General features: G+C 67.6%; 20 protein-coding genes. 8 read left to right on the forward strand and 12 right to left on the reverse strand.

The window, feature by feature from the left end; all coding sequences use genetic code 11:
• Positions 1–91: 91 nt before the first annotated feature.
• Positions 92–1669: an AMP-binding protein gene (locus ACFTZB_RS03630; protein WP_378430130.1), complete on the reverse strand. Its 1578-nt coding sequence runs from the start codon at positions 1667–1669 to the stop codon at positions 92–94.
• A 173-nt stretch (positions 1670–1842) separates the two neighbouring features.
• Between ACFTZB_RS03630 and ACFTZB_RS03635 the strand changes: the two genes are divergently transcribed.
• From ACFTZB_RS03635 to ACFTZB_RS03650, 4 genes are read left to right on the forward strand one after another with little or no spacing between them, the layout of a single operon-like run.
• A complete protein-coding gene (locus tag ACFTZB_RS03635) occupies positions 1843–2337 on the forward strand; it encodes a CinA family protein (RefSeq protein ID WP_378430131.1) in 495 nt (164 codons plus the stop codon).
• A gap of 58 nt (positions 2338–2395) precedes the next feature.
• The gene (locus ACFTZB_RS03640; protein ID WP_378430132.1) at positions 2396–2803 is read left to right on the forward strand and encodes a ChaB family protein; all 408 of its coding nucleotides are present in this window, start codon (positions 2396–2398) and stop codon (positions 2801–2803) included.
• Positions 2800–3981: a zinc-dependent alcohol dehydrogenase gene (locus tag ACFTZB_RS03645; protein WP_378430133.1), complete on the forward strand. Its 1182-nt coding sequence runs from the start codon at positions 2800–2802 to the stop codon at positions 3979–3981. Before ACFTZB_RS03640 ends, ACFTZB_RS03645 begins: the two co-directional genes overlap by 4 nt.
• A gap of 26 nt (positions 3982–4007) precedes the next feature.
• Positions 4008–4571 carry a type 1 glutamine amidotransferase domain-containing protein gene (locus ACFTZB_RS03650; protein WP_378430134.1) on the forward strand — a complete coding sequence of 188 codons (564 nt, stop codon included), beginning with the start codon at positions 4008–4010 and terminating at the stop codon, positions 4569–4571.
• Positions 4572–4586: 15 nt separating this feature from the next.
• Here ACFTZB_RS03650 and ACFTZB_RS03655 read toward each other — a convergent pair whose 3' ends face one another.
• Together ACFTZB_RS03655 and ACFTZB_RS03660 are read right to left on the reverse strand one after the other, a co-directional pair.
• On the reverse strand, positions 4587–5774 hold the full coding sequence (locus ACFTZB_RS03655) for a sensor histidine kinase (RefSeq protein ID WP_378430135.1): 1188 nt from the start codon (positions 5772–5774) through the stop codon (positions 4587–4589).
• Between the two features lies 1 nt (position 5775).
• Positions 5776–6411 (reverse strand): response regulator, encoded by a 636-nt coding sequence (locus tag ACFTZB_RS03660; protein ID WP_378430166.1) that lies wholly within the window; start codon positions 6409–6411, stop codon positions 5776–5778.
• 263 nt (positions 6412–6674) lie between these two features.
• Between ACFTZB_RS03660 and ACFTZB_RS03665 the strand changes: the two genes are divergently transcribed.
• Entirely contained in the window at positions 6675–7151 is a 477-nt protein-coding gene (locus ACFTZB_RS03665; protein ID WP_206006068.1) for a hypothetical protein, read from the forward strand.
• Between the two features lie 47 nt (positions 7152–7198).
• On the forward strand, positions 7199–7345 hold the full coding sequence (locus tag ACFTZB_RS03670; protein ID WP_378430136.1) for a hypothetical protein: 147 nt from the start codon (positions 7199–7201) through the stop codon (positions 7343–7345).
• 90 nt (positions 7346–7435) lie between these two features.
• On the opposite strand, the gene ACFTZB_RS03675 is transcribed toward ACFTZB_RS03670, so the two are convergent.
• Genes ACFTZB_RS03675 through dnaK form a run of 4 tightly spaced genes read right to left on the reverse strand, consistent with a single transcriptional unit; the run spans position 7436 to position 11541 of the window.
• Positions 7436–7843, reverse strand: coding sequence for a heat shock protein transcriptional repressor HspR (locus ACFTZB_RS03675; RefSeq protein ID WP_378430137.1), 408 nt, complete (start codon positions 7841–7843; stop codon positions 7436–7438).
• Positions 7843–9027: a molecular chaperone DnaJ gene (dnaJ, locus tag ACFTZB_RS03680; RefSeq protein WP_378430138.1), complete on the reverse strand. Its 1185-nt coding sequence runs from the start codon at positions 9025–9027 to the stop codon at positions 7843–7845. Before dnaJ ends, ACFTZB_RS03675 begins: the two co-directional genes overlap by 1 nt.
• Positions 9028–9049: 22 nt before the next feature.
• On the reverse strand, positions 9050–9700 hold the full coding sequence (gene grpE / locus ACFTZB_RS03685; RefSeq protein WP_378430139.1) for a nucleotide exchange factor GrpE: 651 nt from the start codon (positions 9698–9700) through the stop codon (positions 9050–9052).
• Entirely contained in the window at positions 9697–11541 is a 1845-nt protein-coding gene (gene dnaK / locus ACFTZB_RS03690) for a molecular chaperone DnaK (RefSeq protein ID WP_072937401.1), read from the reverse strand. The genes grpE and dnaK overlap by 4 nt, the downstream gene beginning before the upstream one ends.
• A gap of 348 nt (positions 11542–11889) precedes the next feature.
• Between dnaK and ACFTZB_RS03695 the strand changes: the two genes are divergently transcribed.
• Entirely contained in the window at positions 11890–12456 is a 567-nt protein-coding gene (locus tag ACFTZB_RS03695; RefSeq protein ID WP_378430140.1) for a hypothetical protein, read from the forward strand.
• Between the two features lie 19 nt (positions 12457–12475).
• Here ACFTZB_RS03695 and ACFTZB_RS03700 read toward each other — a convergent pair whose 3' ends face one another.
• Entirely contained in the window at positions 12476–12736 is a 261-nt protein-coding gene (locus ACFTZB_RS03700) for a hypothetical protein (protein ID WP_378430141.1), read from the reverse strand.
• A 315-nt stretch (positions 12737–13051) separates the two neighbouring features.
• Between ACFTZB_RS03700 and ACFTZB_RS03705 the strand changes: the two genes are divergently transcribed.
• Complete coding sequence (locus ACFTZB_RS03705) at positions 13052–13594, forward strand: DinB family protein (RefSeq protein ID WP_378430142.1); 543 nt, start codon at positions 13052–13054, stop codon at positions 13592–13594.
• Positions 13595–13669: 75 nt separating this feature from the next.
• Here ACFTZB_RS03705 and ACFTZB_RS03710 read toward each other — a convergent pair whose 3' ends face one another.
• Genes ACFTZB_RS03710 through ACFTZB_RS03725 form a run of 4 tightly spaced genes read right to left on the reverse strand, consistent with a single transcriptional unit; the run spans position 13670 to position 19128 of the window.
• Entirely contained in the window at positions 13670–15922 is a 2253-nt protein-coding gene (locus tag ACFTZB_RS03710; protein WP_378430143.1) for an alpha-galactosidase, read from the reverse strand.
• On the reverse strand, positions 15919–16854 hold the full coding sequence (locus tag ACFTZB_RS03715; protein WP_378430144.1) for a carbohydrate ABC transporter permease: 936 nt from the start codon (positions 16852–16854) through the stop codon (positions 15919–15921). Before ACFTZB_RS03715 ends, ACFTZB_RS03710 begins: the two co-directional genes overlap by 4 nt.
• Complete coding sequence (locus ACFTZB_RS03720) at positions 16854–17777, reverse strand: carbohydrate ABC transporter permease (RefSeq protein ID WP_378430145.1); 924 nt, start codon at positions 17775–17777, stop codon at positions 16854–16856. The genes ACFTZB_RS03715 and ACFTZB_RS03720 overlap by 1 nt, the downstream gene beginning before the upstream one ends.
• Positions 17778–17832: 55 nt before the next feature.
• Complete coding sequence (locus ACFTZB_RS03725; protein ID WP_378430146.1) at positions 17833–19128, reverse strand: ABC transporter substrate-binding protein; 1296 nt, start codon at positions 19126–19128, stop codon at positions 17833–17835.
• Between the last annotated feature and the right edge of the window lie 90 nt (positions 19129–19218).

Consider the following 19218-nt stretch of genomic DNA (forward strand, 5'->3'; position numbering starts at 1 on the left):
TGAACGCGGCGCCGCCGCGAAGTACTTGGGCAGACTATAGGCGCGGCCGCCACGCCGCAGACCAGGTCCCTTGTTTCTCGGCCCGGTCGTGCTATCCGACCGCTCGGTCTGCACTTTCCCAGTACCGGGAGCGCAGCGCCTTCTTGTCCAGTTTGCCCAGCGGGGTCAGGGGCAGGGTGTCGACGAAATCGATCGACTTGGGGGCGTGCACCGATCCCTTCGCGGCCCGCACCCGTTCGACGAGTTCGGCGGCGTCCACCGTCCGTCCCGCCCGCAGCACCACGCACGCCTTGACGGCCTCGCCCCACTTCTCGTCCGGGACGCCGACCACCGCGACCGAACCGACGGCGGGGTGCGCCGAGATGACGTCCTCGATCTCGCGGGGGAACACGTTGAATCCGCCGGTGACGATCATGTCCTTCTTGCGGTCGACGATCGTCATGAAACCGTCCTTGTCCTTGCGCGCGACGTCGCCCGTGTGCAGCCACCCGCCGCGAAACGCCTCGGCCGTCTCGTCGGGTTTGTTCCAGTACCCCTTCATGACGAGGGGGCCGCGGACGCAGATCTCGCCGAGTTCACCCTGCGGGACCTCGTTCAGGTCGTCGTCGAGCAGCGCCACGTTCAGCCAGGGCACGGGACGTCCGCACGTCGCGAGCCGACTGGGGTCGTCCGGCAGGTGCTCCTCCTTCCGCAGCACGGCGATGGTCATTCCGCATTCGGTCTGCCCGTAGAACTGGAAGAAGATCCGGCCGAACTTCTCGATGCCCTCCTTCAGCCGGGCAGGCGACATCGCCGACGCGCCGTAGAACAGCGTCTGCAGGCTGGACACGTCCCGCTTCGGCAGGTCGGGATGGTCCATCAACAGGTAGATCATGGTGGGGACGAGCATCGTCGCGGAGATCTTGTGCTTCTCGATCGCCTCGAGGACGGCGCCGGGTTCGAACGCGGGCAGCACGATCAGCGCACCACCACGCAGCAGGGTGGGAATGAAGAAGGCCGCGCCCGCGTGCGACAGCGGCGTGCAGATGAGGAAGCGCGGTTCGTCGGGCCACTGCCATTCGGCCATCTGGATCTGATTCAACGTCGCGCCGGACTGGTAGGAGCCGACGACGCCCTTCGGCTTGCCCGTCGTGCCGCCGGTGTAGACCATGCTGCTGTTGTCGTCGGCGGCCACGTCCGCCGCCCGCAGGCGTTGCGGGGTGAACGTCTCGGCGAGCGCCAGGATGTCGGTGCCCACCTTCGACGGCCCCAACGACAACACGTTCTCGATCGACGGCGACTGCGCCACCAGTTCGGCGGCACGCCCTTCGAAGGCGGTGGGATCGAAGATCAGGGTCTGAATCGCGGCGTCGCCGACGATGTAGAGGTGGTCGTCGAGCGAGCCCATCGGGTTCAGCGCGCTGGCGCGGCATCCGGAGATCATGGTGGCGCCCATGCTGATGAGCACCTCGGGCCGGTTCTTGGACAGCATGGCGGTGCTCGTCCCCTTGCCGATCCCGAGCGAAGCCAGTGCCTGCGCAAAGCAACTGATCTGATCGCGCATCTCACCGCCGGTGAGAACGACGTCGCCGAGGTAGAGCGCCGGCTTGTCGGAATTGCGGTCCAGTGCAGTGATGAGGAGGTCTGCAGCGAAGGCGGGTCGATGCAGATCTGCGAACTCGTCGGTCATCTGTGATCCTTCTACTCCCGCGAGGCCGGGGTGCGTCGTCCGGCGGCCTGGATTTTCTGTGTCCTGGGTCACCGACACCCTAACCGGAAACCCGCAAAACTGAAACCTGTTCCACTCCTGTTGGGGTGTCGGCCGCCCCACCCGGCCGGGTCACGTCCGATAACGTGAGATCCATGACTCCGCAGGATCGGGTTGCCGAACGGATCTCGACAGCGGCCCGGAGCGCGCACGTCTTCCTCGCGACAGCGGAATCCCTCACCGGCGGGCAGATCTCGTGCCTTCTCGGCGCCGCACCCGCGTCCTCCGACTGGTACCGGGGCAGCGTGGTCGCCTATTCCAGCGAGGTGAAACACCGGGTGCTGAAGGTGCCGGACGGTCCCGTCGTCAGCGAAGCCAGTGCCCGCGCGATGGCGGGGGCGGTCGCGGAACTGCTCGGCGCCGACGTCGCCGTCGCGGTGACCGGCGCGGGCGGCCCCGACCCCCAGGACGGGCAACCGCCGGGCACCGTCTGGTTCGGACTCTTCGCCCACGGCCGCATCGACACCGAGATGCGGCACTTCGACGGTGAACCGCAGGACGTCGTGACCGCCACGACCGAACACGCACTGGGCCTGCTCGAGCAGGCGCTGGCCCCGGTGCCCGGCGGCGTGCCCCCGCCCGTCGCGTAAATCTCCGGGAGTCGGGTAATCGTCCGCGAGGGCACCGCCACACCCGAGGAGGATTCCCGTGCCGAAGACCACCGAGAGCGGCAAGCCGAAGAAGAGCGAACTCCCGGAAACCCTGAAGAAGTCGTCCGAGAAGGCGCAGCGCACGTTCGCCAAGGTGTACGACTCCGCGATGGACCAGTACGGGGACGAGGAACGAGCGCATCGCGTCGCGTTCGATGCCCTCAAACACAGCTACGAGAAGGTCGGCGACCACTGGGAGGCCAAGGCCGAGAAGGGCCCCTCCGACGAACGTGCGGAGAGCGGCGGCCCGAACCCGTCCGGCGAGACCGCCGAGGGCGTCGACGCCAACGCGAGCAAGGAGCACCTGATGCACCTCGCGCAGAGACTCGACATCCACGGCCGGTCGACCATGACCAAGGACGAACTCGTCGAAGCCCTCGTGAAGGCGAACCGGAGAGCACGATGAGAGCGGTCACCTGGCAGGGCAGACGGAAGGTCAGCGTCGACACCGTGCCCGACCCGGTGATCGAACAGAAGACGGACGCGATCGTCGAGATCACCACCACCAACATCTGCGGTTCCGACCTGCACCTGTACGAGGTGCTCGGCGCGTTCATGAGCGAGGGCGACATCCTCGGGCACGAGCCGATGGGCATCGTCCGCGAGGTGGGGTCCGAGGTGACGGACGTGAAGATCGGTGACCGGGTGGTCATTCCGTTCCAGATATCCTGCGGCCGTTGCCATATGTGCGACCGGAAACTGTTCACCCAATGCGAGGTCACGCAGATCCGGGACGAGGGCATGGGTGCGGCACTGTTCGGGTACTCGAAGCTGTACGGGAGCGTCCCCGGCGGTCAGGCCCAGTATCTCCGGGTGCCGCACGTGAAGAACACCCATATCAAGGTCCCCGAGGGCCCGCCGGATTCGCGGTTCGTGTACCTGTCCGACGTGCTGCCGACGGCATGGCAGGCCGTCGAATACGCGAACGTGCCCGAGGGCGGCTCCGTCGTCGTTCTCGGACTGGGGCCGATCGGTGACATGGCGGCACGCATCGCCGCACACAAGGGTTTTCGCGTCATCGGCGTGGACCTCGTACCCGAGCGTCTCGCCCGAGCGAAGGCGCGGCAGATCGAGACGGTCGACCTGAACGACGCCGGGAGCGAACTCGGCGGCGTGATCCGCGACATGACCCACGGCCGCGGTCCCGATTCCGTCATCGACGCCGTCGGCATGGAGGCGCACGGCTCCCCCACCGCGAAGCTCCTGCAACAGGTCACCTCGTTCCTTCCCGACGCCGTCGCGGGCAGGCTGATGTCGACGGCGGGAATCGACCGCCTGCACGCCCTGTACTCGGCGATCGACATCGTGCGGCGCGGCGGCACCATCTCGCTCAGCGGGGTATACGGCGGGATGGCCGACCCGATCCCGATGCTCACGTTGTTCGACAAGCAGATTCAGCTGCACATGGGTCAGGCCAACGTCAAGCGGTGGGCACCCGACATCCTGCCGCTGCTCACCGACGCCGACCCCCTGGGCGTCGACACGTTCGCCACTCACGAACTGCCCCTGGACCACGCACCGCACGCGTACGAGATCTTCCAGAAGAAGCAGGACGGCGCGGTGAAGATCCTCCTGAAGCCGTAACACCTTCTCGTCGAAAGGAATTGCCCATGACATCGGCAGACACACTGCGCGGCCGGAAGGTCGCGATCCTCGCCACCGACGGCGTCGAAGAAGTCGAGCTCGTCGAACCCCGCACCGCCGTGGAGAAGGCCGGCGCGCAGGTCCAGCTGCTCTCGCTGGCCCCCGGCAAGATCCAGGCGATGAACTCGGACGTGAACGAGGCAGGCACCTATGCCGTCGACGCCGTCGTCGGCGACGTGTCCGCCGCCGACTTCGACGCACTGATCCTGCCGGGCGGCACCACGAACCCCGACCACCTGCGGATGGACGCGTCGGCCGTCGGATTCGTCCGCGACTTCGTCACTTCGGGCAAACCAGTAGGCGTGATCTGCCACGGACCGTGGACGCTCGTCGAAGCCGATGTCGTCCGCGGCCGCACCCTCACGTCGTATCCGAGCGTGCGCACGGACATCCGCAACGCCGGCGGAACCGTCGTCGACGAGGAAGTGGTGGTCGACAACGGATTGGTCTCCAGCCGCAACCCGGACGACCTCCCCATGTTCTGCGCGAAGATCGTCGAGGAATTCGCCGAGGGCCGCCACCCGCGGTGATCCATCCGCTGGTCGTCATCCGGCATCGGGGACCGTCACCACCACCCGGGTGCCCGATCCGGGCGAGGACGTGACGTCGAAGGTGCCGCCGAGGCTCTCGACCCGCACGATGTGCGACGCCAGTCCGATGTGCCCCTGCGCCACCCGTTCCGGGACGACGGCGGGATCGAATCCGGTGCCGTCGTCGGCGACCGTCAACGTGGTACGCCCGCCGGCGCGGGTGAGCGCGAGTTCGACCTTCGTGGCACGCGCATGCTTGGTGACGTTGGTGAGCAGTTCCCGCGCCACCCGGTAGAGCAGCTCCTGGCAGTCGGGGTGACCGACGTCGTCGAGGCTCACCGACATCGCGATCTCACCGCGCCGGGAGAACAGGTCCGCGAGTTCCCGCAGCGCCGCGGTCAGGCCCAGCTGCGCGAGTACCTGCGGATGCAGGGTGGTGACGGTGGAGCGCAGTTGCGCCGCGGTCTCGCGGAGGGCGGCCTCGGCGGCGTCGAGCTGCGCGTCCGGGTTCCGCTCCAGTGCCTCTTCCACATCGAGCCGGGCCGCGAGGACATTCTGCAGGGGCCCGTCGTGGAGGTGCTCGGCGAGTTGCCGTCGCTCGCGTTCCTCTGCGCCCATCGACTCCGCGATCAGCTGCCTGCGTACATCCATCAGTGAGATGACGGTCGCGGAACGGCGCACCAGCACGTACGACAATGCCGTCGTCGCGGCCGCGAGCCACAACAGGAAACCGAAGTAGAGGTACACCTCGTCGGGGAACCCCACGAGGTCGTCGCGTTTCGAGTAGACGACCCACACCACCTGGTACCCGACTGCCGTGCAGACCCCGACGATCGCCGTCAGCCGCGGCCGGTACTGGAACGCCACCGAGATCGGCAGCAGGAAGAACACCGGCAACAGCACCGACGTCGCGCCGCCCGACGCGATGCACAACGCCACCACCGCCGAGACGTCCGCGGCGGTGGACACCCATCCTGCCCACGGCCCGACGTCCCGGACGAGGACGAAGATCAGCCAGCCGGCCGCGAGCAGCGCATATCCGATCAGCAGCCCGGCGAACACGTCGGGCTGCCAGTGCGTCACGCTGATCACCGGCCCGAGCAACGCCATCAGCCCGATCAGGGGGAGCCGGAGAATGGCGGTCACCCGGACCGCCTCGGTGGTGTAGCGGCGAACTACGCGACTCTGCGACGTCTCGCGCACGTCACTCCAGCAAACCGCGTCGCATCGCCTCGGCGACGGCGGCCGCGCGGTCGCTCACCCCGAGTTTCTCGTACAGCCGCTGGACGTGGGTCTTGACCGTCGACGGCGCCAGGTACAGTTCGCCGGCGATCGTGGGAATGCTCTGGCCGCGCGCGATGAGCGCCAGCACCTCCTTCTCCCGGCCGCTCAGCACCGGCCCCACCGGTTCGCTGCGGCGGCGCACCTCGCCGGCCAGCCCGACGGCGAGGGAGGCGGGCAGGACGTCGCGGCCCTGCGCGCAGTCCAGGACCGCTTTCACGATCTCCGCCCGCGTCGACTCCTTCGGCAGGAATCCCGCCGCCCCCTCCTGCAATGCGTGGTAGACGATCGCGGACTCGTCGTGCGCCGACAGCAGCAGCACCCGGGTGGCGAGTTCGGCACGACGAACGGCCGCCGCCACCTGCGAACCGTCGAGTTCGGGCATCCGATAGTCGAGCAGTGCGACGTCGGGGGCGAGTTCGCGGATCAGGGCGAGCGCCGCCGCACCGTCGTCCGCCTCACCGACCACGTCGATGTCGCCGCTCGCGAGGAGGGCACGGACGACACCGTCCCGGAAGATCGGGTGGTCGTCTCCCACCACTACCCGCACGCCGGTCACGGCGCGGTCCGGTCCGGGTCGACTCCGGCGAAGTCCATTGCTCACTTTCTCACGAGACCGGGCCCGCGCGGAGCACTTCGCGGCGCCGGTGTCCCCCGATCGGAGGACACCGGATTCATCCCGCCCTCGGTCCCGTCGGTGGACAGACTGCGGCGCGCATACGCGACATAGTTGATGCACACCGGAAAACGGGGAGATCGGAAACCGAAACCCCCACGGCCCCAGACATTCCCCCCAAGAGCCACAACTCAGGAGAAGCCATCATGCGCACCAACGCCCGCCGCCGCATCGCCCTCTTCATCGCACTGCCCGCCACCGCGCTGGCCGTCACCGGATTCGCCGTCGCGGCCGCCGGGGTCGCCACCGCAGGCACGATGCCGACGTCGGGACCGACGATCGCGATGACGATCAGCAACGACACCGACCTGCCGATGGTCCTCGCCGGATCGTCGAACCCGTACGGGCAGTGGATGCAGGCGCCGTCGGACTACCTCGCCCCGCACAGCAGCCAGATCGTGAAGGCATACTCCAACGACCCGAACGGCGTCGAGGTGGACGCCACCTACGCGCTGCCCGGTGGCGCCCAGGCCGTGTTCCGCGCCGACAACTACAACAACATGACCGACGTGGACGGGACCCGCATCGACGGCAACTTCGGCCACGGCTACGGCATCAGCAGCTGGATCGACTCGGGCTACCCGAACATGAACGCCGGCTACCACCTGTACGGACAGCCCTGATCGACGACCACACCCAACCACCGAACACTCGCCGAAGGACCGAGACCATGATCATGCACGTCACCGAAACCCCCACCCCCACTGTCTCCAAGGCACTGTGGAGCACCGAGGAGATCAAGGCACGACTCGAGCAGATGGACATTCCACGCTCACACACCCGCCGCGGCCCCCACTGGGGCAGCCGCGACCGATAAGCCGGGGGGCTGGGGATGCGGTGTCGCACTGATCCACTCCGACTTAGATCAGTGCGACACCGATTCCGGTTCACACGGCGGAACGCCCGGTCAGCGCTGGTGCCGCGGCTTCCACACGACGAGCGCGTTGCTCCGCGGGATCGGCACCAGGTCGCGCCGGTAACCGGCGTGGACCTTCGAGATCTCCTCCGCCAGCTCACGAACCCGGTGCTGCAGAGCCTCCACCTGGTTGGTGAGTTCGATGATCCGCTTGATCCCGGCGAGATTGACACCCTCGTCCTGGGAGAGTCGCTGCACCTCGCGGAGCAACGCCACATCCCGCGGCGAGTAGCGTCGCCCACCCCCGGACGTGCGGTGCGGGGTGACGAGCCCGAGCCGGTCGTAGTTGCGCAACGTCTGGGCGTGCATCCCCGCGAGTTCCGCGGCCACCGAGATCACGAAGATCTGGGCATCCGGATCAACGGCGGTTTCGCGTGGATCCTCGGTCGTGTCGCTCATCAGGCACCAGCCCACCCGGCCCTCGGATCGAATCCGCTGGCCTTCTCTGCTTCCAGATAGGTCTTCAGTGCTTCGGTGGCCGGGTCGTCGAGCTTCTGCGGAACGGCGACCTTGACCGTGACCAGCAGGTCACCGGCGCCACCGGCACGCTTGGGGACGCCCCGGCCGCGCACGCGCAGGATCCGGCCGTCCGCCGTGCCCGCCGGAATCTTCACACCGACCCGACCCTCCAGGGTGGGGACGGAGACGGTGGTTCCGAGCACGAGCTCACCGTAACTGACGGGGACGACGAGGGTGAGGTCGTCGCCGTTGCGGCCGAACACCTTGTCGGGACGCACCCGGACCGTCACGAACAGGTCGCCGGACGGCGCGCCGCGCAGGCCCGCCTCGCCCTGGCCTGCCAACCGGATCTTCTGCCCGTCACTGACACCCGCGGGGACGCGGACGGTGATGGTGCGGGTGCGGTTGGTGACGCCGTTGCCGTGGCACACCTCGCACGGCGAGTCGATGATGGATCCCGTGCCGCGGCAGTCGTCGCACGGCTCACTGAACCCGAACGCGCCCTGGTTGCGGCTGACGATCCCGGTCCCGTTGCAGCGCGGGCAGACTCGCGGACTGGTGCCCGGCTTGGCACCGCTGCCGTGACAGGTGGTGCACGGTGACGGGCTGGTCAGCCGCAGCGGGACCGTGACACCCAGCGTGGCCTCGCGGAATTCGAGGGTCGTCTCCGTCTCGACGTCGCTGCCACGGCGGGGACGGTTGGTGGTGCGGGTGCCGCTGCCGGCGCCGGCGCCCCGGTTGAACAGCCCGCCGAAGATGTCGCCGAGGCCGCCGTCACCGGCCGCCGCGCCGCCGCCACCGAACAGGTCGTTGATGTCGAATCCGCCCTGACCGAAACCGCCGGCCCCGGGGTTGAATCCGCCGCCGCCCTGGCCGAAGCCGCCGCTCGCGAACAGCCGACGGGCCTCGTCGTATTCCTTGCGCTTGGCCGGATCGGACAGCACGGCGTGTGCTTCGCTGACGGACTTGAAACGCTCCTCGGCCTTCGTGTCGCCGGGGTTCGCGTCGGGGTGCAGGTCGCGGGCGAGCTTGCGGTACGCCTTCTTGATCTCGTCCGCGGATGCGTTGGACGAGACGCCCAGCTCCTTGTAGAAGTCCTTTTCGATCCACTCCCGCTGGCTCACTGGGCGTCTCCTCCTCTCGCTCTTACTCTTGTTCCGACGCGGCGGGCTTCGCCGCCCCGTCGGGGGTGTTCGCGTCGGCATCACCGGCGCGGTCGATCACAGCTACCATCGCATGCCGCAGGACGCGATCACCGAATTTGTAGCCCTTTCGCATCACCGTGCCGAGAACGGGGTCGTGACCCTCGCCCTCGTGCTGCACCGCCTCGTGCAGCGCCGGATCGAATGCGTCGCCCTCGGCACCGAACTCGCTCAGACCGAGCGAGGTGAGGGTGCCGGTGAGCTTGTCCGCCACACCCTTCAGCGGCCCCGAGTCGAGGTCGCCGTGGCTGCGGGCGCGGTCGAGGTCGTCCAGCACCGCGATGAGCTCACCGACGACGGACGCTTTCGCGTTCGCGATGTCGGCCTGCTTGTCGCGCTGGACGCGGCGACGGTAGTTCGCATACTCCGCCTGCAGTCGCTGCAGGTCGGCGGTGCGCTCCGCCAACTCGTCCGTCTCCGGTGCCGCCGTCTCCGGCAGGGCCCCTTCGTCCACCGAGCCGGGCTGCGGAGCGGCAGCGGTGCCCGAGAGGGGCTCCACTACCGGTTCCGCGTCCCGAGTCTGACCGGTCTCGGGGTCGATCTTCCGCTTGTCCACGAAAGTGACCGGTTCCTGCTCGGTGTTGTCGGACGTCACTTCTTCTCCGCGTCGGACGGCTCGTCCACGACCTCGGCGTCGACGACGTCGTCGGCACCGCTCGCGCCGGAGCCGTCGGTGTTGGCGGCTTCCTCGGCGGCACTGGCCTCGTAGATCGCCTGGCCGAGGGCCTGCGACTCGGTGGCCAGCTTCTCGACCGCAGTCTTGACGGCCGCGATGTCGGTGCCTGCGAGAGCGTCGTTGGCTTCCTTGATGGCAGCCTCGACCTTCTCCTTGACGTCGGCGGGCACCTTGTCCTCGTTGTCCTTGATGAACTTCTCGGTCTGGTGCACCAGCGACTCGGCCTGGTTGCGCACCTCGGCCTCCTCGCGGCGGGCCTTGTCTTCCTCGGCGTGCGCCTCGGCGTCCTTGACCATCCGCTCGATCTCCTCCTTGGACAGACCGGAGCCGTCCTGGATCTTGATCGTGTTCTCCTTGCCCGTGCCCTTGTCCTTCGCGGTCACGTGCACGATGCCGTTGGCGTCGATGTCGAAGGTGACCTCGATCTGCGGCACGCCACGCGGGGCGGGCGGCAGGTCGGCCAGCTCGAACGAGCCGAGCAGCTTGTTGTGCGAGGCGATTTCGCGCTCACCCTGGAACACCTGGATCTGCACCGAGGGCTGGTTGTCGTCAGCCGTGGTGAAGGTCTCGGACCGCTTGGTCGGGATGGTGGTGTTGCGCTCGATGAGCTTGGTCATCACGCCACCCTTGGTCTCGATGCCGAGGGACAGCGGGGTGACGTCGAGGAGCAGCACGTCCTTGACCTCGCCCTTGAGGACGCCGGCCTGCAGGGCGGCGCCGACGGCGACGACCTCGTCCGGGTTGACGCCCTTGTTGGGCTCACGGCCACCGGTCAGCTCGCGCACCAGGTCGGAGACGGCGGGCATACGGGTGGAACCACCGACGAGCACGACGTGGTCGATGTCCTTGACGGCGATGCCGCTGTCCTTGATCACGGCCTGGAACGGCGCGCGGGTGCGGTCCAGGAGATCGGACGTGATCTTCTGGAATTCGCTGCGGGACAACTGCTCGTCGAGGAACAGCGGGTTCTTGTCCGCGTCGACGGTGATGTAGGGCAGGTTGATCGACGTGCTCTGCGACGAGCTCAGTTCGATCTTGGCCTTCTCGGCAGCTTCACGGAGACGCTGGAGGGCCATCTTGTCCTTGGTCAGATCGATGCCGTTCTGAGCCTTGAACTTGTCGACGAGCCACGTGACGATGCGCTCGTCCCAGTCGTCACCACCGAGGTGGTTGTCGCCGGAGGTGGCGCGGACCTCGACGACGCCGTCGCCGATTTCGAGCAGCGAGACGTCGAAGGTGCCGCCACCGAGGTCGAAGACCAGGATGGTCTGTTCCTTGTCGCCCTTGTCGAGGCCGTAGGCCAGTGCGGCCGCGGTGGGCTCGTTGACGATGCGCAGGACGTTGAGGCCGGCGATCTGGCCGGCTTCCTTGGTGGCCTGACGCTGGGCGTCCTCGAAGTACGCGGGGACGGTGATCACGGCGTCCGTGATGTCCTCACCCAGGTAGGCTTCGGCGTCGCGCTTCAGCTTCATGAGCGTGCGCGCGCTGATCTCCTGCGGCGTGTACTTCTTGCCGTCGATCTCCACGTTCCAGTCGGTGCCGATGTGGCGCTTGACGGAGCGGATGGTGCGGTCGACGTTGGTGACGGCCTGGTTCTTGGCGGGCTGGCCGACCAGCACCTCGCCGTTCTTGGCGAAGGCGACGATCGACGGGGTGGTGCGTGAACCTTCGGCGTTGGCGACCACTACGGGCTCGCCGCCTTCCAGTACAGACACGACCGAGTTCGTTGTACCGAGGTCGATACCGACGGCACGAGCCATAGTGTTCCTCACTTTCGTTTTGCAGTCCTGTGGGCAGGTTGTTCAGTACTGAACTGCGATGTTGGCGCTTAGTGAGCGCCCTCCGCTCAAGTTTGCACTCCGGGACCATCCGGAGTCAATTCGAACTTGAGTCGAGCACGCTCAATCTTGTCGTAAGGCTCAACGGAGGGGTGAGGAGATTTGTTCCCGGCCGCCCGGATCTCGTGTCGGCACCGCCGCCCGGATGTCGTGTCGGCACCGCCGCCCGGATCTCGTGTCGGCACCGCCGCCCGGATGTCGTGTCGGCTCCGCCGACGCGGCCCGTGCGCGTCGGCCAACTTACACGCGGCCGCTCGATAGGATCGCAGCGTGACGACACCCGAACAGCCGCCACGCCGGCCGGCACCGCCGCGACCCGTCCCGCCGCGCCCGGAGTTCGCGGTCACCCCGCTGCGCTCCGCCCCCACCGACGCCACCCCGAAGGCTGTCGCGGTGTCGCTGTCCGCCTGGGTGGGTTCGTTCGTCGTCCTCGCCGGCATCGCCGGGGCCATCGCCCTCGACCTCGGCGCCGTCCGCGACGCCCTCGAGGCGTCGGTGGCCGCGGACAATCCCGGCGACTCGGCGACGGACATCACCGACACGGTGAACCTGACGCTGATCGGCAGCGGCGCCATCGCCGTCGTCCTGATCCTGCTCGGCCTGCTGGGCATACAACTGCTGCGCGCCCGGAAGACGGCGGGGCGGATCACCCTCGCCGTCGTCGGCGTCCTCAGCGCCGCGGGCGGGGTGGGCCTGTGGACGCTGCTGTCCGACGCCGGGGACGCGACCGCCGGAGTGCTGCAGTGGGCGCCGCTCGCCTACAGCGCCCTCGTCGCGGTGGGAGTGCTCGCGCTGTTCGCCCCCGGTGTGTCGCCGTGGCTGCGCCCGGGTCGCTGACCGGAGTCGCCGACGGGACTCACGCCTGGCACGGGGCGGTGCTGTGCTGGAACTCCGGATCCGGGTCGTACTCGCGGTTGGACGTGCCCGAGTAGTCGGGATCGGGGTCGTATTCGTCGTTGGTCGTCCCGGTGAAGTCGGGGTCCGGGTCGTACTCGTCGTTGGTGGTGCCCTCGTAGGAGGAGTTGCAGGCCGGGTGGGCTGCGGCGGTCTGGGTCACGGACGCGGCGCCGAACACGAGAGCCACTGCTGCCAGTGCGGTCATCGTCGTGCGGATCATGGTGAGTCCTTTCATCGGTGGGCTGAGCGGACGGAGAAGAAAACTTCCCTTGCCTCTGCAGCGCCGCGCCCCACGACGTCGTGGTGCGTCACCGAGGGGGTACCCAGATCGGGGCGCGTGAAAAGTGTTCCGGGCACCTCCTCGAGGGGACGAGTTGCCGGCGCCGGCGAAGGGAATGTTCATACCGAGAATCCTTCTCGCCGGGCACTTTCCGCACATCCAGGAAGGCACCCAACTCGGTCCCCGGGAAAAACCCTGAGAAGCCCTTCCTAATGAGGACCGTTTCTGACCTCAATCACTTCTATCGTTCTTCTCATGACCACTTCGCAGAAGTCCCCGGCCACCGGCGAACGCGCCGACCTCCTCCAGATCCTGCAGGAGCAGCGCGCCACCCTGCTGATCACGATCCGCGGTATCGACGACGAACAGGCACGGAAGCGCTCGACCGTCAGCGACCTGACGCTCGGGGGTCTGATCAAGCACGTGTCGCACACCGAAAAGCACTGGATCGAGACCATTCTCGAACCCGACGAGAACGCGGAGTTCGACATGGAGTGGTCGATGCAGCAGTACTACATGCGGGACGACGAAACCCTCGAGGGACTGCTGGCCGAGTACGCCGACGTGGCCCGCGCGACGGAGGCCGCCGTGGCCGGACTCGACGACCTGGACGTGCTCGTCCCGCTGCCCACCGCCCCCTGGGCGCCCGAGCGGCAGTGGTGGACCGCCCGCCGCACCCTGCTGCACATCATCCGGGAGACCGCCCATCACTCCGGACACGCCGACATCATCCGGGAATCCCTCGACGGCGGAAACACCACCAGGCAGATGGGCGCCGACGCGGGCATGGAGTTCTGACCCACCCGCCGGAACAGACGAAAACACCTCACCGGCTTCGGGTTCCGGTGAGGTGTTTCTCGTCTCGGTGCGCGGTTACGTCTCCTCGGTCACGGACAGCACGATCACGTCGTCGGGGAAGGACGCGGGTGTCTGCAGACCCACGACCGCGAGGGCCCGGCCCGTCAGCGAGACGCCCGGAACCTCGCTCCCCGCGGACAGTCCGTCGGCGCGTCCGCCCCCGGGTGCCGTGGTGACGGTCGGCTGATCCTGCGCGGGCACGTTGAACCACGCCGGCGGTGTCATCCCCTCGTCCGGTTCGCCGGCGAAGACGGGGCGCACCCGGTAGCGCCGGTCGGGGTCGAGCCCGGGCAGCGTGAACCTGCCCCGCGGCGACACCTCGGATCGCCCGACGTACGCGAGGAAGAACAGCGCCTCCGCCCGGTCCTGCGCGACCGCGCCGTAGACGAGCAGGGTCGGATCGATCTCGTCGGCCCGCACCATCGTTCCCGTGTGCAGCAGTTCCCGGTGCCGCTTGTACAGGTCGATCCACACGGCGAGCTGTGCATTTTCGTCTTCGGTGGCGGTCGCGAGGTCCCACTCGATCCCGAGGTGACCGTAGAGCGCCGTCCCCGCCCGGAACGACAGGCGGTGGTACCGGCCGGTCGTGTGGGAGACCCCGGACGCGATGTGGGAGCCGAGCAGTTCGGGCGGAAGCAGTTGCATCGTCCACCGGTTCATCTGCTGACGTTCGAGCGGGTCGATGCAGTCCGAGACCCAGACCCGGTCGGTGCGCTCGAGGATTCCGAGGTCCACCCGGGCCCCGCCCGACGAGCAGGATTCGATCTCCAGACCCGGGAAGCGGCGCTTCAGTTCGTCCATCAGCCGGTACGTCGCGAGAGTCTGGTCGTGGACGCCGGCCCGTCCGAGCGGGGAGGTGCCCGCGTCGATCAGGTCGCGGTTGTGGTCCCACTTGATGTAGGCGATGTCGTACTCGCCGAGGATCGCGGACATCCGTTCGAGGATGTGGTCGTACGCCTCGGGGATCCCCAGATTGAGCACCTGCTGGTTCCGGGACGGCACCGGGGTGCGCCCGCCGGTCGCCATGACCCACTCGGGATGTTCCCGTGCGAGATCGGAATCCAGGTTGATCATCTCCGGTTCGAACCACAGGCCGAATTCCATGCCGAGGGAACGCACGTGATCGACCAGCGGATGCAGACCGCTCGGCCACACCGTCTCGTCGACGTGCCAGTCCCCCAGGCCCGCCAGATCGTTGCGCCGGTACCGGAACCAGCCGTCGTCGAGCACGTAGCGTTCGACGCCGAGCTTCGCCGCGCGATCCGCCAGGTCCGTCAACCGGGCGAGGTCGTGATCGAAGTAGACCGCCTCCCACACGTTGATCGTGACCGGGCGCGCACGCCGCGGATGCGTGGGCCGCGACCGGAGATGGTCGTGGAAGCGATGCGCCTGGGCGTCGAGTCCGTCGCCGTAGGCACCGTAGATCCAGGGCGTCGTGTAACTTTCGCCGTCCGCCAGCCTTATTTCGCCCGGCAGGAGCAGCTCCCCGCCGCCGACCACCTGAAAACCGGTGAACAGGCGTTCCGCGTAGTGCCGATGGTTGCCGCTGAACGCGACGTGGGTGCCCCACACCTCGCCACGGTCGAAGCCGAAACCGGGCACGCCGACGGAGAGTACGGTCGCCGCGTCCGGGCCGGTGCGTCCCTTCCGTCCTTCGCGTTCGTGGATGCCGACGGTGAGCTCGCGGCGCTGCGGGGTCCGTTCCTTCCCCCACCGGCCCGCGAAGTCGAGGATCTCCCGGGCCTGCGGCGGGACCGGGAATGCGAGCTGGAGGTCGTCGAGAGCGTAGAACGTGTCGCCCGCGTTCGTGACCTCGGCGCGCGCCCTCAGCAGGCCGCTCGGCAGCAGTTCGATGTCGAGGACCAGACCGAGATCGGCCACCGGGTCGTGTGCGGCGACCCGGACCTCACCGGCACCGACCGCGACGAGTCCCGCCCGGTGCTCGGATCCGTCGACCGTGAGCGTGGTCGTCGTGAACAGCGGCGACCAGTCGGCGCCGTCCCGGTGGCCGGCGATCCCGGGTTTCCCCACCCACCCGGTGTGGTGTTCGGGGAGTACCGACAGGCGCACCGGGAGATCGACCACGTTGCCCGCCGGGGGCTCGATGTTCGCCTGCGCCAGGGCCTCGACGTCGGCGAGGGTGAGGTCGCCGAGCGCCGCACCCCAGTGCACGATCGCCGGCAGTCGTCCTTCGGTGAGGTCGAGGACGACGGACACGCCGCCGGCGGTCAGGTGAACGTACGCGTGCGGGGGGATTGTCGCACTCACTTGTTGGCTCCCATCGTCAGTCCGGAAACGAAATGCCGCTGCAGCGCGACGAATACGAGCACCGTCGGCAATGCGACGAGCACCGATCCGGCGGCGAGCAGGTTGGTGTCGGTGAAGAAGCTGCCCTGCAGATTCTGCAGCGCGGTGGTGACCGGCAGCTTGTCGCCGCTGACCATCAACGCGAGAGCCCAAAAGAAATCGTTGTATATCCAGGTGATCATGAGCGTCGCGAGCGCGGCCAGCGCCGGACGGCACAGTGGGAGCACCACCTGCCAGTACTGGCGGAACAGTCCAGCGCCGTCCACGGTCGCCGCCTCGAGCAGTTCCGGCGGAACCGTCTTCATGTAATTGCTCAGCACGAACACGCAGAACCCGGTCTGGAACGCGACGTGCACGAGGATCAGTCCCCAGTAGCTGTCGTAGAGCGAGCCCGACGAACTCATCCAGTACGGCAACGGAATCGCGTTGTACAGGCGGAACAACGGGGTCAGCAGCGTCTGCTGCGGCAGCAGATTGCCCGCGATGAACACGGCCAGCATGATCACGTTGAACTTCCACGGGAACCGGGCGAGCACGAACGCGGCCATCGACCCGATGAACAGGATCAGCAGCACCGCCGGGATGGTGATGAGCATCGAGTTGAGGAAGTAGTGCGGGATTCCGCCGACCTCCCACGACTCGGTGTAATTGCTCAGCGTGAATCCGCCGACCGACAGGTAGCCGTGGGTGAGGACGTAGTCGTAGTCGCGGAACGAGTTGTAGAGCGCCCACAGGAGCGGAAAGATCCACAACAACGCCAGCGCGGTGAGCAGGAGGTACATCGCCGCGTGCGCGGTACCGAGCCGGCGCCGGTTCGCGACCGCCGCCTTGTTGCGGGGCCCGGCCCGGTCGACGGGCACACTGTGGTCGGTGGGGTGTGTGGTCATGGTCATCAGTCGTCGCTCCGCAACACGATCCAGAGATAGAAGGATATGAACACCAGCGAGATCACGAGCATGATCGTCGCCAGGGCCGAACCGAATCCGACCCGGCCCGCTTCGCCCACGACATTGGCGGTGACGAGGGCGGAGATGAGTTCGAGTCCGTTGCGACCCTTGTTGATCACCCACACGAGGTCGAAGGCGCGCAGGGCCTCGATGACGGTGATGACGATGATCAGCAGGTTGGTGGGCTTCATCAGAGGAAACACGATCCGGAAGAACGTGCGGATCGGCCCGGCGCCGTCCATGAGGGCCGCTTCGCGCACCGACGGGTCGATGGCCTTGAGGCCCGCCAAGTACAACAGCATGATGTAGCCGGTGTGCCGCCAGCTCGCGGCGACCATGACGGCCCAGATGTTGACGTCGGGGTTGCCGAGCCAGTCGACGTCCGTGCCGAGGATGGTGTTGAGCACGCCGCCGTCGGTGGAGTAGATCAGCTGCCACACGAATCCGACCAGTGCCATCGACAACACCACGGGGATGTAGAAGATGCTCTGGTACAGCCGGCTCCCCTTCAGACCCCGGTCGAGGAGGACGGCGAGGAAGATGCCGAGGATCGTCGGGAAGACGAACAGGAACGCCAGCCACAGGACGTTGTTGTGCAGGGCCTGCTGGAACGGCGGGTACGCCTGGACGGCGTCGACGTAGTTCTGCGGGCCGATCCACTCGATGGTGGACGTGCCGCCGATGCCGTCCCAGCGTGCGAACGACAGGATCACCGTGAACACGGTGGGAATCCACACCAGCCCGATCACGATCGCGGCGGGCAGCCCGAGCATGACGGCGATGGTCCACCGGTCACCCCGGCTGCGCCGGACCTTCGGCGCCGGGGTCCGGGGTTCGGTTCCGGCCTGGGGAGGAACTGTGCTGGTCATGAATTCACCTGACCTGTCGGGACCGTGATGATGGTCGTTGTCTTCTCGTGTGCGTTCATTGCCCGAACACCGCCGCCTTCTGCCGCTCGATGCTGCGGACCAGGCCGTCGACGTCGTTCGGGTTGCCGAGGAACTGCTGCATCGCCGGGATCATCACGACGGACGCGAAGTCGGGGCGGGTGTCCCGGTCGAGGAACTGGGTGATCGCCCCGGCGCCCTGCACGAGGGCGGCCGACTTCTGCACGAGCGGAGGGAAACTCGACAGGTCGGCGCCGCGATGCGCCGGGATCGCCTGCGGGTCCTGCTTCGCGTACGCGACCGCGGCGTCGGCGCTGGTGAGGAAGGAGAGGAGCTGCTGCGCCCCGCCGAGGTTGCGCGGGTCCTTGCGCATCATGAAACCGTCCATCGGCGCCTCGACCGCCGAAGTGCCGACGGCGGAGTCGAGTTCGGGGAAGGCGAAGAAGTCCAGGTCCTCCCGGTCGGGCCCCGCGGGGAAGCTCTGCGCGACGAACATGCCGGCCACCAGCATGCCGACCTCCTTGTTGAGGAGTGCCTGCTGCGCCTCGGACATCTTGCGGCCCAGCGGTTGCGGCTGGTGGAACGGCAGGATCTCACGCCAGGTGTCGAACACCGACCGGACGCGGTTGTCGGTCCAGCTCACATCGCCCGCGAGCAGGGAGCGGTGGAAGTCGACGCCGTTGAGGCGCAGGTCGAGGTAGTCGAACGTGCCGAACGGCGGCCAGCCGTCGCGCACACCGAACCCCATGGGTGTGAGACCGTCTGTCTGCATGCGTTTCGACAGGATCACCCATTCGTCGAACGTCTTCGGCGGCACGTAGCCGCGCTGCTGCCACAGGCTGGGCCGGTAGAACACGGCCCACGGGTAGTAGAAGAACGGGATCAGGTACTGCCTGCCGTCGGTTCCGGTGGACGCCTCGCGGAAACTGTCGCTGAAACCGCTGCCGCGTGCTTGCCACACCGAGCTGACGTCGTCGACGAGGCCCTTGTCGGCGAAGTATTTCATCCGGTATCCCGACATCCAGGTGAACACGTCATCCGGTGTGCCCTGCAGGTAGTTGTTGACGTTTTCCTGGAACGAGGTGGAGTCGACGGAGTTGATGCGCACGGCGGCGCCGGTCTGCTGCTGGAACATCCCGACGACGTCCTGGACGCCGAGCTTGGCGTTCTTGTCCGACAGCCGCGATCCGAGGGTGATCAGGTGGGGGTCGACACCGCTCGTGCACCCGGACAGCAGGCCCGCCGTCGACAGGGCGCCCGCGGCGCCGAGCGCGGCCTTGAGAAAGGTGCGCCGGGAGGGTTGCCACGTGTGCGGCAGCTCGTTTCGGTTCATGGTGCCCTTTTCGATTGAGTACCCGGTGGGCGGAGTCGCTCATCACCTGATCGAAATCGAACAATTTCGATCATGTTTCGGTGCTGTCGC

It is taken from the genome of Rhodococcus sp. NPDC057014, assembly GCF_042673295.1.
In the GTDB taxonomy this organism is placed as follows: domain Bacteria; phylum Actinomycetota; class Actinomycetes; order Mycobacteriales; family Mycobacteriaceae; genus Rhodococcus_F.

Coding starts and splice junctions, on each gene's coding strand:
- ACFTZB_RS03630 (WP_378430130.1), bottom strand. CDS start 1,669: ATGACCGACGAGTTCGCAGATCTGCATCGACCCGCCTTCGCTGCAGAC.
- ACFTZB_RS03635 (WP_378430131.1), top strand. CDS start 1,843: ATGACTCCGCAGGATCGGGTTGCCGAACGGATCTCGACAGCGGCCCGG.
- ACFTZB_RS03645 (WP_378430133.1), top strand. CDS start 2,800: ATGAGAGCGGTCACCTGGCAGGGCAGACGGAAGGTCAGCGTCGACACC.
- ACFTZB_RS03650 (WP_378430134.1), top strand. CDS start 4,008: ATGACATCGGCAGACACACTGCGCGGCCGGAAGGTCGCGATCCTCGCC.
- ACFTZB_RS03665 (WP_206006068.1), top strand. CDS start 6,675: ATGCGCACCAACGCCCGCCGCCGCATCGCCCTCTTCATCGCACTGCCC.
- ACFTZB_RS03670 (WP_378430136.1), top strand. CDS start 7,199: ATGATCATGCACGTCACCGAAACCCCCACCCCCACTGTCTCCAAGGCA.
- ACFTZB_RS03675 (WP_378430137.1), bottom strand. CDS start 7,843: ATGAGCGACACGACCGAGGATCCACGCGAAACCGCCGTTGATCCGGAT.
- dnaK (WP_072937401.1), bottom strand. CDS start 11,541: ATGGCTCGTGCCGTCGGTATCGACCTCGGTACAACGAACTCGGTCGTG.
- ACFTZB_RS03700 (WP_378430141.1), bottom strand. CDS start 12,736: ATGATCCGCACGACGATGACCGCACTGGCAGCAGTGGCTCTCGTGTTC.
- ACFTZB_RS03705 (WP_378430142.1), top strand. CDS start 13,052: ATGACCACTTCGCAGAAGTCCCCGGCCACCGGCGAACGCGCCGACCTC.
- ACFTZB_RS03715 (WP_378430144.1), bottom strand. CDS start 16,854: ATGACCATGACCACACACCCCACCGACCACAGTGTGCCCGTCGACCGG.
- ACFTZB_RS03720 (WP_378430145.1), bottom strand. CDS start 17,777: ATGACCAGCACAGTTCCTCCCCAGGCCGGAACCGAACCCCGGACCCCG.
- ACFTZB_RS03725 (WP_378430146.1), bottom strand. CDS start 19,128: ATGAACCGAAACGAGCTGCCGCACACGTGGCAACCCTCCCGGCGCACC.